An 11,708-nucleotide genomic window follows, 5' to 3' on the forward strand; every position below is an offset into this window, starting at 1 on the left:
TGATGATAAAAAAGCCGAAACAGAAACTCCCCCGCCCGCCAATAGTCAACCTGCCGCACCAGCTCCTGAAGCGAAACCTACAGAAGCCCCCGTTGCAAAAGCAGAAGCTAAACCTGAAACACCTGCGCAACCGGTGGTCGATGAACAAGCGGTTTTCGACGAAAAAATGGATATCTATATCAAGTGCTACAACAAGTTACAGATCCCGGTACAGCGCAGTCTGGCGCGTTATGCCGACTGGCTGAAAGATTTTAAACAGGGACCAACGGGCAAAGAGAGTCATGTTTATGGCATCTACGGCATTAGTGAATCCAGTCTTTCTGAGTGCGAAAAAGGCGTGAAAAGTGTTGTGGCGTTAACGCCTGAGCTGCAACCTATTGATGGCGTAGCGTTGAATTATATTAATACCGCAGTCGCGCTGGGGAATACTATTAATGAAATGGATAAATATTACACCAGGAAAATTATAAAGACGATGCGTTTGCCAAAGGGAAAACGCTGCACCAGACATTCTTAAAAAATCTTGAAGCCTTTGAACCTGTAGCAGAATCTTATCATGCGGCAATTCAGGAAATTAATGATAAGCGTCAGCTTGTAGAACTGAAAAATATTGAACAAAGAGAAGGGAAAACATTCCACTACTACTCTCTGGCTGCCATGATTTCAGCGAAACAAATTAATAACCTGATATCGCAAGAGAAGTTTGATGCAGAAGCGGCAATGAAGAAAGTGGCTGAACTTGAAACGCTGGTGGCGCAAGCCAAAGAAGTGAGTAAAGACAGTATGAATTCTCTCTTCACAGGGGCAGCAGACCGATATCAAATTGCATCTAAAAAATATGTTCGTCGTATCAGAGATAAAGTCCCGTATTCTGACTGGGATAAAAAGAAACTTCAGGACGCAAACACAAGCTGGATGGTCGAGGACTCATATCCGAAATCATTACAAGCTTATAATGAACTGGTCGGTAACTATAATCGCCTGCGTTAAACGTTTCTGATTTTTGTGCGCAATGTAATCGGGAGCATATCAATTCATAGTACCGGGGCGATGAAGCCCCGGCGTGAGAGATTATTGTCCGTAATAGGCATTGGCCCCATGCTTACGCAGGTAGTGTTTATCCAGCAGTTCGTTTTGCATGGCAGGAAGCTGCGGCGCGAGTTGGCGTGAGAACAGGCCCATATAGGCGCATTCTTCCAGTACTACGGCATTATGCACCGCATCGGCGGCATTTTTTCCCCAGGCGAACGGGCCGTGAGAATGCACCAGCACCGCCGGAATTTGCGCTGGACTCCTGCCGCGTTCTTCGAAAGTTTCAATGATCACTTCGCCGGTCTGGTATTCATACTCGCCGTTGATCTCCTCTGCGGTCATCAGGCGCGTGCAGGGGATGGCACCATAGAAGTAATCGGCGTGCGTGGTGCCCCAGGCGGGGAGATCCAGCCCGGCCTGCGACCAGATAGTGGCGTGGCGCGAGTGGGTATGCACAATACCGCTGATTTCTGCATAGCGACGGTAGAGTGCCAGATGCGTTGGCGTGTCGGAAGAGGGCTTTTTGCTGCCTTCCACCACCTTACCGCTGGCTATTTCAATCACCACCATATCATCGGCGGTCATCACGTCGTACTCGACACCGGAAGGCTTGATCACCATCCATTGTCGCGTTTCGTCTACCGCGCTGACATTGCCCCAGGTGAACGTCACCAGATGATGAGCGGGAAGCGCCAGGTTCGCCGCCAACACTTCGGCTTTTAGTTGCTCTAACATATAAATCCGGCCTCCTGCATACGTGCTTCAATCCAGCGCCGCGCCTGAATAATCTCCAGCACCGGCTCGTTGGCTTTTTCTGTCCACATCTCAATCAGGAATGAACCGCGATAATTCAGTTCATGCAGCGTTTTAAAGATGCCAACGAAATCAACGCAGCCTTCGCCAAACGGCACATCACGAAACTGACCAGGGCTTTGCTCTGTGACTGGTTGAGTGTCTTTCAGGTGAATAGCCGCGATACGGTCAATCCCCAATTTCAGTTCAGCGGGAACATCATTGCCCCAGGCGCTAAGGTTGCCGACGTCCGGGTAGACGGTGAACCACGGCGAGGCGAGCATTTCATCCCATTTTTTCCACTTGCTGATGGAGTTCATAAACGCGGTGTCCATAATCTCCACCGCCAGCATCACTTGCGATGCCGCCGCCTGTTCAACCGCCCACGCCAGCCCTTCAGCAAACCGTTGCTGTGTGCCTTCGTCATGGTCTTCGTAATAGACGTCGTAGCCCGCCAGTTGAATGGTACGAATACCGAGATCGCGTGCCAGACGAATCGCTTTGCTCATGATCTCCCGTGCTCGCTGGCGTACCGCCTCGTCACGGCTGCCAAAAGGAAAACGGCGATGGGCAGAAAGGCACATTGATGGAATGGCAACGCCTGTTTCGATCATCGCGGTGACCAGCGAAGCCCTTTGTGCGGCGCTCCAGTCAAGGCGCGCCAGACGCTCATCAGTTTCATCCACCGACATTTCGACAAAATCAAAACCGCAGCTTTTTGTCAGCACCAACCGCTCTGGCCAGGAGAGATTTTTTGCCAGTGCTTTTTCATAAATACCTAACGGATGATTACGCACGCGCGCCTCCCCAGATAGTATCGATTTGCGCATGGAAATCGGCAGCAACCTGTGTCGGATTTGCTGCGCCCGTCAGCGCTCGCCCGGCAATAAACGCCTTCACGCGGATATCTTTAAATAGCGGCAGGTCGGCAGGGGTAATTCCGCCGGTAATAGAAAGTTCGAGGCCGATATCAGAAAGTGCCTTCATACGTGCCAGATCGGTCTCGCCCCACTGCTGCCCGCTGGCCTGCGCGTCGCGACCACGATGATAAATCGCTTGTCGCACGCCAATTCGATACCAGTCGCAGGCGTCGTCCAGCGTCCAGTTGCCGAATAGTTCAATCTGAATTTCACCGCCGTAGCGTTGCGCCATCGCATGGCCTTTTTCTACCGTGGCGAGCGGTGCGGCGCAGATAATGGTCATCCAGTTGGCTCCCGCGCTAAACGCCTGTTGAGCGAGCGTTTCACCGGCGTCGGCAACTTTCCAGTCAGCGACGATGATTTTGTTCGGGCACTGTTCACGCAAGGCTCTCACCGCGCCAAGCCCTTCGTTTAAGCAGAGAATAGTGCCCGCTTCGACGATATCGACGCTGTCTTTTAACAGCGTCACGTCGCGCTGTGCGGCTTCAAGCGATGAGTGGTCGAGGGCCAGTTGTAGAAAAGGTTGGCTCATAAATGATGCTCCTTGATATGGACGTGATAGCTCTGAATTGCGGCAATTAAATGTTGATAGCGTTGATATTTTTGTTGGTAATGCTGATGTGCGGTCATGTCCGGTAGCAGTGTGCGTACCGGATGCTGCAAGCTGCGCTGGGCTTCATTGAAATTGCGATAAACCCCCGTACCGACGCGGGCGGCAAGCGCCGCGCCAAAACATCCGGTTTCTTCTACCTGCGGCAGTTCAATGCGTAAGCCGCTGACATCTGCCAGCATTTGCATCCAGACATCAGAATGCGCAGGGCCACCAGTGACGCGAAGGGTATGCACATCGGCAAAACGTTCACGCATCCGGTTGAGATGCGTCATGTGACTGAACACCACACCTTCATAAATGGCCTGCAACAGATGTGCGCGGGTGTGTATCGCCTGCATACCGTAGAAACCGCTGGTCATCTCGAGTCCGGCGTTGCTGCCGTACAGGAATGGCAGAAAAAAGAGAGTGCCATCGGCTTTTGGCAAGCTGGCAACGGCCTGGTTGATTTCATCAAATGAGATTCCTCCCCACTGCGCGGTAAACCATTCGAGATTGCCGGAGGAGGTTGGGCTGGCTTCGTGAACGATGAACTCACCGTCGTTGACGTAGCGGCCATAGACATACGGATGCGCTTCGCCGTCACGCAGACCTGATGTAATACCGCTGGTCACCGCCCAGGTGCCCATCACTGCGTTGAGGGTAAATTCGTCGTCGATCCCGGCGCAGAGCGCGGTGGAAACCACATCAAACAGACCGCCGACAACGGGCGTACCCGCTTCCAGACCGGTCAATTCGGCTGTCTGAGCGGTGATTTCCCCGCAAATTTCGGCTGAACCGACAACAGGCGGCAGGGCGTGATTGATTTCACTGATCCCCAGCCAGTCGGTGAGGCGTGGGTCATATTGCCCGCTGCTCATGTTGTAGAGATTGGACTCCGAAATATTGCTCTCTTCACAGCCTTTTACGCCGGTTAAACACCAGCGCAGGTAGTCATGTGTCATCATCACGCAGCCAATTTGTGCATAGCGTTCTGGTTCGTGCTCTTTCAGCCAACGTAGCAGCGACACAGGATGCCCGGTCCACAGCGTTTGTCGGGTCAGTGGGTAGAGCTTTTCCGGTACGTCTTCTTCCTGCCAGCGACGAACGATTGCCATCGCCCGGCGGTCAGAGGATAAAATGGCGTTACCGAGCGGGTTGTTATTTTTATCTAGTAGAAACAATCCCTTACCTTGTGCTGAAATGCCGATGCCGACAATTTGAGCACCACTGACACCGGTATTTGCAAGCAGATCGCGAATGACGGAAGTGCAGCATTGCCACAGTTCTGCCATATCGCGCTCTACCCAACCTGGCTGCGGGCTTAATGCGCACAGCGGCAGGCGCTGCACGCCCGCCTCCCGGCCTTCGCGGTCATACAGTCCGGCTTTTAGCCAGCTACCGCCACAATCTAACCCCAGCCAGTATTGCGTCATGGTTTATTGCACCTCATCCACGGCTTTCAGCAGATCAGCACCCTGCGGAACATCTTTAACAAACATGTCGCGGATCTGAGTACCCAGGGCGTCGCTAAAGGCTTTGCGGTCAAGATCGGTGATGACTTCTACACCGGCGTCTTTCATACCGTCGATGATTTTTTGCTGATCTTCAGCAACCAGTTTGCGCTGGTAGCTACCCGCTTCTTGCGCGGAGGAGACCAGAGCTTCCTGCATCTGCGGGCTTAAGCCATCAAACTTCGCTTTGTTGATCACCACCAGAAGCGGTGAATAAGCGTGATGTGTCAGAGAAAGGTGCTTTTGTACTTCGTAAAATTTTGCTGACCAGACGACGTTGATCGGATGCTCTTGCGCGTCGATGGTGCGAGTTTCCAGGCCGGTATAGACTTCAGCAAATGGCATCGGGATTGGGTTGGCACCGAACACTTTAAATGCGGCGATATTCATCGGGCTGTTGTTGGTGCGAATCTTCAGTCCTTTCAGGTCTGCAGGAGTTTTTACCGGCGCGCGAGAGTTAGTCACATCACGCCAGCCGTTTTCCCAGTACGCCAGTACTTTCAGTCCTTTGCCTTCGAGGGAGGCTTTCAGCTCGTCGCCCACTTTGCCATCGAGGGTTTTATGCGCGTGGGCGGTATCGCGGAACAGGAAAGGTACATCCAGCAGGTTTATCACGGGTGAGAGTCCCGCAAAGTTATTCGAGCCGGACATCTCCATATCAATGGTGCCACCGCGCACACCACTGATCATCGCCTGTGCATTGCCGAGGGTACTGTCCGGGAACAGTTTTAATTTCAGCTCACCTTTGGTTTTCTCTTGCAATAATTCATTGAATTTTTTTGCCGCAATATGTTGCGAATCGGTTTGTGATGTTTCATAACCGAAACGTAATGATTGTGCCGCCAGAGAAGATGTACTGAATGTAGCCACTCCGGCAATTAATAAAGCGTAGGTTACAGAACGTAATTTCATAATATTTTCCTTTTAGCTCATCCATTTTAGTGGGGCGGTAATTAATTCTGGGATAAAAATAAATAATGCTAACAACATGAATAAAACCATGACGTAAGGCGCAACGCCTTTTACAGCATCGTCAAATTTAAGCTTCGCAACACCGCATATGACGTTAAGTACGTTACCAACCGGGGGCGTAATTAGCGAAATTGAGCAGTTAATAATAAACATAATGCCAAAATAGACAGGATCTATTCCCGCTTCTTTTACTAATGGCATTAATACCGGCGTAAGAATTAATACGGTAGGAGTTAAATCCATGACTGTACTGATCACCATAATGGCGAGCATAATTACGATGAATAATAAGCGAGGCGAGTCAACCAACGGTTGTAATAACTCCGATACCATCATCGGCAGTTCAGCAATGGTGATTAGCCATGCGGATACCGCTGCGGAAGCCACCAGGAACATCACCACGGAAGTGGTTTTCGCCGCGTTAACCAAAACATGGTAAAGCGTGGCGAACGTCATTTCGCGATAGACCACCACCGAGACAAACAAGGCGTAGAATGCCGCAACCGCGCCAGCTTCTGTTGGTGTGAATAATCCCGAACGGAAACCGCCAATAATAATTATTGGCAAAAAGAGTGCCCAAATACCGGAAACTAAAGATTGCCAGACTTCCCGCAGCGAGGCTTTCGGCTGGCAAGGCAGGTTTAGCCGTTTTGCCTGCCACCACCAGGTAATCATTAGCGTGATGCCCATCATGATGCCCGGCGCAATGCCAGCCATAAACAGTTTGCTGATGGATAACCCACTGGAGACACCGAAGATAATGAGTGGAATAGATGGCGGAATAATGGCCGCGATAATACCGCCCGATCCGATAAGCCCGGCGGCGCGGTTTACCGGATAGTTGGCCTGACGCATCATCGGCACCAACAGTGCCGCGACGGCAGCGGTATCGGCAACCGCAGAACCAGAAAGGCTTGCCATGATCATCGCAGCAAGAACGCCGACGTAACCCAGACCTCCCGGTCTGTGGCCTACCAGTTTCATCGGCAAGTCGACAATACGTTGCGACAGGCCGCCCGCGTTCATGATCTCACCCGCCAGTACAAAGAAGGGGATGGCTAACAGGGAGAAGCTGTCTGCACCATTGACCAGTGTTTGCGCCAGAATTTGCACATCAAAGATATCCATCCAGAACATCAATGAAATGCCACACAGTAATAATGCCCAGGCGATGGGAATACCAATGGCGATAGCCCCTAACAAACTGACAATAAATATAAGGATTGTCATCGTCAGGCTCCTTGTTGGTTTCGGCTGGGGGCACTTGTTAACTGCCGGTATAAATGGCGCAATTCCAGCAATGCGATAATCAGGCTAGTGGGGATTGCGGCGGCATACATTAAGCCAACAGGTACGCCGAGAATGGGCGATAAGTTACTCCAGTCTTGCGCTGTTTTTTCTATTGCCCCCCAGGCCAGGCCCAGGCAAAGCAATAAAATAAGCGTATGGGTTAGCAGCGAAACACGTTGTTGATTAGTGGGTGAGAGTTTTTCGACTAAGAAAGTAACCTGTACATGGCTGTTGTCCATAAACGCCACGATAGCGCCAATAAATGTTAACCAGACAAATAAAAGTCGGGATAATTCATCAATCGATAATATGCTTGTGTGAAATCCATATCGAAGAATTATATTAATAAAAATAATACAAGACAGTATTGCGATGATGACCGCAAGAATGCCTTCGAGTATCCGTTTCATAACGAGTCCTTCTTGTTATGTCATATGTTTTCATTAATTAATGTTGTAGGTATTCGTAATAATTATTGGAAACGACTAATTAGAGATTTAATGCGATATATGAGTGAAACGATTTAACGACATTCATTCATAGAGTGAATGCCGTTACGTAGTATTTCGATACGGTGATGAACATCAGCAGTAGCATGGATTTCTAATAACTTGATGCCAGAAAATTGCAATGTTGATGGTTCTGCCACATTAAATAACTCGCTAACATGTTTTGTGGTCATCAGGCTTTGCGGGCAGAAAGGAGCGAATGGCGCGTGTAAGTCTTGCCATTCACCATATTCTCCGTTGAGTGTGGTTCCTGAGAACATCAGCGCACCGAGTTTCCCGGCCTGTTTTGCCATCAGGGCATGGGTAAGCGGTAATGTGGTATTGCGTCCTTCAATGGCCGAACGTGCCCAGTTGATACAGACGCTGATGTCATAATCAGCAATGACATCCAGAACATTTTCTAACGGCAAAAAACCTTTACGCGGAGCGGGGGAGGTCATGGCGTCGCAGTGTTCCAGCACCAGTTTGCACGGCCAGTCCCAGTTGGCGATTTCTTTCAACGAGCGGGCAAAAGCGTCTGTCGCTTGCATAACATTGGGATTGGTTGCTAATGGTGCAGCCTGGATCTCAAGTGCGAGCACTTTATTAGCCGGTAATGAGTTGATTTTATTGAACAGGTGGCGGTAGTACGCCACGCACGCCTTGCGTTGTTCTTCGTCGCTGGAGGCGAGACCAAAACCGTTGTTTTCGCTGCGGCGACGCATGGTTTCCATTACTGCGGTGACGACAAATTGCCAACTCTCTGGCGTATGACGGAGTAACCATTGATCGCCAAGAGGATGGAAATTTTCCAGGCAGGGTTGTTCCAGACCGCGAATATCAGGGGTCTCTGATAATTGTCGCCAGAATTCCTTCTCTTCCTCTTCACTTCTTTGGTGAAAAGAAGGTGCACAGGGATACGCGCCGATAATATAACCGGCATTATTCGCTTTCATTTTGTGCTCCAGTAATAACTTTTTTATAAAGCAGAGAGGGCTACTTTAACCACGATTTTCCGTATTGCCGCTGGGGCATTTTTATTACATGCCGGGCGGTGAACATCCTGCGGGAAGAAAATAGCGTAACTACCCGGTATCATTTCGATAAATGACTCATGCTCACTGTCGTGATAAAAAATAATATCGCGCTGTTCTAATAGATATTCGCTGACTTTATTATTTCCGGTATCAATGGCTACACCTATTTTCTCTTCGCCCCGCGCCAGGAACTGAATGTCCAAATAGCGACGATGAACTTCAGGGCGGTTTTCTACTGCTTCGCGAGTGGTTAAATCGATAATCTGCGCATAAATATTTTTACCGTCGATTTCAACAACGCCCGGTTCCAGAGCATTGAAATCGGTTGTGCGCAGAAAACCGAGTACCTTTTCGATGGCAGCGGGTAAAAGGCACGGATTAGGCTGCGTGATATGTCCAAATATCATGGTCTGTCTCCTTATAACGCCTGGATTTTTGCCCACACGCTGTCATCAACCGTGATGCCGTTACGGCGGTTTTCTGCCAGCAGGGTGGTAAATTCGTGGCCTGGTAAACGAATTGCCTGGTTTTCGTCAGCACGCTCGGCGGTGGTAACGTAATCCATGATGCGTTGCAATTTGGCGTCGCGGGTGGTGCCGTCGATCAGTTTGTCCACTTCGATGGCGATGAAGATTTGTGAGATACCGTATTCGTCGCTGTTATCTTCGGTTACTTCGGCAACGGAGGCACCGTCGGAAAGCAGAGTGGCGATCATATCCAGCACAATCGACATACCGGACCCTTTCCAGTAACCCATCGGTAAAATGCGGCGATTTTTCTCGATTATGCCAGGTTCTTTAGTCAGATTGCCTTCATCGTCAAAGCCACCATCAACCGGTAACTGACGACCCGCCAGACGGTTAACCTCTAACATGCCGTAGGAGAACATCGACATCGACATATCGACCATGGTGATCGGCGTGGAAGGAATGGCGACGATTAATGGGTTGGTGCCAATACGACACTCTTTCGCACCCCACGGTGGCATCACCGCGATAGAGTTGGTCCAGCAGATGCCGATATAGCCTTTTTCCGCTGCCTGCCAGCCGTAGCTGCCTCCGCGCATCCAGTGGTTGGCATTGCGTAACGCCACCAGACCAATCCCATGATGTGCAGCCAGTTCAATGGCGCGATCCATCATCTTTTTCGCCGTCAGGTTACCGATTGAGCGCTGGGCATCCCACTGCTCAATTGCCCCAAGGCTGGTGATACGTTTGGCCCCGGCGTCAGGGATGATATCGCCATTATCCAGTTGTTGGATAAAACGCGGGAAACGGTTAACGCCGTGAGAATAAACGCCGGATTCGGTGGTGCGGGCAAACATTTCTGCACAGGCATCGGCGGTTTCGCTGTCAACGCCGCGTGAAACTAATACCCGGTTAAAGGCTGCTTTTAACTGCTCAAATGTCACTTTCATCCCTGGTTTCCTTGTTTTTTTGAACGCTTTTTTAGCTTAAAATTCCACTATGCGAAATTTGATTTCAAATATATCGATCACTTTTTAACAAAGCAATCTGATTGATGATTTTCAAAAATCATAAAAATCAAAAAGTTATAATTTATCTGTTGAGATCGTGAACTGCGACACACTTTGCGCTACCATCAGGGCGCGCCAAAAAGGGGAGGTAAGCGATGGGAAAAAAAGAGCACGAGATAGCGCAGGATAAAGAGCGGCCTGCCGGAAGTCAGAGCTTGTTTCGGGGGTTGATGTTGATTGAGATCCTGAGCAACTACCCAAACGGTTGTCCGCTGGCGCATCTCTCGGAACTGGCTGGACTGAATAAAAGCACCGTCCATCGCTTATTGCAGGGGTTACAGTCCTGTGGCTATGTGACCACCGCGCCCGCAGCAGGCAGCTATCGCCTGACGACCAAATTTATTGCTGTCGGGCAAAAGGCGCTGTCATCGCTAAATATCATTCATATTGCTGCGCCGCATCTTGAGACGCTGAACATCGCCACCGGTGAAACGATTAACTTCTCCAGCCGCGAAGATGATCACGCGATCTTGATTTATAAACTCGAACCTACCACCGGTATGCTGCGAACCCGCGCCTATATCGGTCAGCATATGCCGCTCTACTGCTCTGCGATGGGTAAGATCTATATGGCATTTGGTCACCAGGATTACGTGAAATCGTATTGGGAAAGCCATCTGAATGAGATCCAGCCGCTAACCCGCAATACCATTACCGATTTGCCCGCGATGTTTGACGAACTGGCGCAGATTCGTGAAAGTGGAGTGGCGATGGACAGAGAAGAGAATGAACTCGGTGTTTCCTGTGTTGCTGCACCAGTATTTGATATTCACGGACGGGTGCCGTATGCCGTATCTATCTCTCTTTCTACGTCGCGTCTGAAACAGGTGGGGGAGAAGAATCTCCTGAAACCACTGCGTGAAACTGCCCAGGCTATCTCCAATGAGCTGGGATTTACCGTCCGGGAGCAGGGCGTGATCACATAATATCCGGGATAAGTGACAAAACTGTAACAATCCCTTTGTTGGATCAAAGCAATAATGGCGCGCTTTCTGGCACGCTGCGGTTTTAGTGCAAAGGAGTGATCATGAACCGGTTTATTATTGCGGATGCGACGAAATGTATCGGTTGCCGTACCTGTGAAGTGGCCTGCGCAGTGTCGCATCAGGAGAATCAGGATTGCGCTGCGTTGTCACCAGGCGAGTTTATTTCGCGTATTCGTGTCATCAAAGACCATACCTGTACCACGGCAGTAGCCTGTCATCAGTGTGAAGATGCGCCGTGCGCGAATGTCTGCCCTGTGGACGCAATTCGCCGCGAACATGGACATATCTTCGTGGAACAATCACGTTGTATTGGCTGTAAAAGCTGTATGCTGGCATGTCCGTTTGGTGCGATGGAAGTCGTTTCATCGCGCGCAAAGGCGAGGGCGATTAAGTGCGATCTCTGCTGGCATCGGGCGACGGGACCGGCTTGTGTTGAAGCCTGCCCGACACAGGCGTTGCAATGTATGGATGCCGAGAAAATCCAGCGTCAACGACTACAGCAGCAACCTGTTTGAGACGTTATTCCGGCGCTTCTCAACGCCGGAATAACG

12 protein-coding genes and 1 pseudogene are annotated in these 11,708 nt (G+C 50.3%); 3 read left to right on the forward strand and 10 right to left on the reverse strand.

What is annotated here, in order from left to right:
* Positions 1-990 (forward strand): annotated as a pseudogene (locus C0K55_RS20760) (YiiG family protein); the annotation flags it as partial.
* 81 nt (positions 991-1,071) lie between these two features.
* On the opposite strand, the gene araD reads toward C0K55_RS20760, so the two are convergent.
* The 10 genes from araD to yiaK all read right to left on the reverse strand — a co-directional run bounded on the left by araD (position 1,072) and on the right by yiaK (position 10,051).
* The gene (araD, locus tag C0K55_RS20765) at positions 1,072-1,767 is read right to left on the reverse strand and encodes an L-ribulose-5-phosphate 4-epimerase (protein ID WP_000893178.1); all 696 of its coding nucleotides are present in this window, start codon (positions 1,765-1,767) and stop codon (positions 1,072-1,074) included.
* Positions 1,761-2,621: an L-ribulose-5-phosphate 3-epimerase gene (locus C0K55_RS20770; RefSeq protein WP_010376764.1), complete on the reverse strand. Its 861-nt coding sequence runs from the start codon at positions 2,619-2,621 to the stop codon at positions 1,761-1,763. Before C0K55_RS20770 ends, araD begins: the two co-directional genes overlap by 7 nt.
* The gene (ulaD, locus tag C0K55_RS20775) at positions 2,614-3,276 is read right to left on the reverse strand and encodes a 3-keto-L-gulonate-6-phosphate decarboxylase UlaD (RefSeq protein WP_001517334.1); all 663 of its coding nucleotides are present in this window, start codon (positions 3,274-3,276) and stop codon (positions 2,614-2,616) included. The genes C0K55_RS20770 and ulaD overlap by 8 nt, the downstream gene beginning before the upstream one ends.
* A complete protein-coding gene (locus tag C0K55_RS20780) occupies positions 3,273-4,769 on the reverse strand; it encodes an FGGY-family carbohydrate kinase (protein WP_105266444.1) in 1,497 nt (498 codons plus the stop codon). The genes ulaD and C0K55_RS20780 overlap by 4 nt, the downstream gene beginning before the upstream one ends.
* A gap of 3 nt (positions 4,770-4,772) precedes the next feature.
* On the reverse strand, positions 4,773-5,759 hold the full coding sequence (yiaO, locus tag C0K55_RS20785; RefSeq protein ID WP_000776924.1) for a 2,3-diketo-L-gulonate TRAP transporter substrate-binding protein YiaO: 987 nt from the start codon (positions 5,757-5,759) through the stop codon (positions 4,773-4,775).
* Between the two features lie 12 nt (positions 5,760-5,771).
* On the reverse strand, positions 5,772-7,049 hold the full coding sequence (gene yiaN, locus C0K55_RS20790; protein WP_000153834.1) for a 2,3-diketo-L-gulonate TRAP transporter large permease YiaN: 1,278 nt from the start codon (positions 7,047-7,049) through the stop codon (positions 5,772-5,774).
* Between the two features lie 2 nt (positions 7,050-7,051).
* Complete coding sequence (gene yiaM, locus C0K55_RS20795; RefSeq protein WP_016262662.1) at positions 7,052-7,519, reverse strand: 2,3-diketo-L-gulonate TRAP transporter small permease YiaM; 468 nt, start codon at positions 7,517-7,519, stop codon at positions 7,052-7,054.
* 113 nt (positions 7,520-7,632) lie between these two features.
* Positions 7,633-8,553: a DUF4862 family protein gene (locus C0K55_RS20800; RefSeq protein WP_001517332.1), complete on the reverse strand. Its 921-nt coding sequence runs from the start codon at positions 8,551-8,553 to the stop codon at positions 7,633-7,635.
* A 23-nt stretch (positions 8,554-8,576) separates the two neighbouring features.
* Complete coding sequence (locus C0K55_RS20805) at positions 8,577-9,041, reverse strand: YhcH/YjgK/YiaL family protein (protein ID WP_016249345.1); 465 nt, start codon at positions 9,039-9,041, stop codon at positions 8,577-8,579.
* An 11-nt stretch (positions 9,042-9,052) separates the two neighbouring features.
* Positions 9,053-10,051, reverse strand: coding sequence for a 3-dehydro-L-gulonate 2-dehydrogenase (gene yiaK / locus C0K55_RS20810; RefSeq protein WP_000869057.1), 999 nt, complete (start codon positions 10,049-10,051; stop codon positions 9,053-9,055).
* Positions 10,052-10,266: 215 nt separating this feature from the next.
* On the opposite strand from yiaK, the gene yiaJ reads away from it, so the two are divergent.
* Both yiaJ and C0K55_RS20820 read left to right on the forward strand, forming a co-directional pair.
* Positions 10,267-11,097, forward strand: coding sequence for an IclR family transcriptional regulator YiaJ (yiaJ, locus tag C0K55_RS20815; protein ID WP_000516596.1), 831 nt, complete (start codon positions 10,267-10,269; stop codon positions 11,095-11,097).
* Between the two features lie 101 nt (positions 11,098-11,198).
* Positions 11,199-11,672, forward strand: coding sequence for a 4Fe-4S binding protein (locus C0K55_RS20820; RefSeq protein ID WP_105266443.1), 474 nt, complete (start codon positions 11,199-11,201; stop codon positions 11,670-11,672).
* Positions 11,673-11,708: the final 36 nt, after the last annotated feature.

It is taken from the genome of Escherichia sp. MOD1-EC6098 (assembly GCF_002965865.1).
GTDB classification, from domain to species: domain Bacteria; phylum Pseudomonadota; class Gammaproteobacteria; order Enterobacterales; family Enterobacteriaceae; genus Escherichia; species Escherichia marmotae.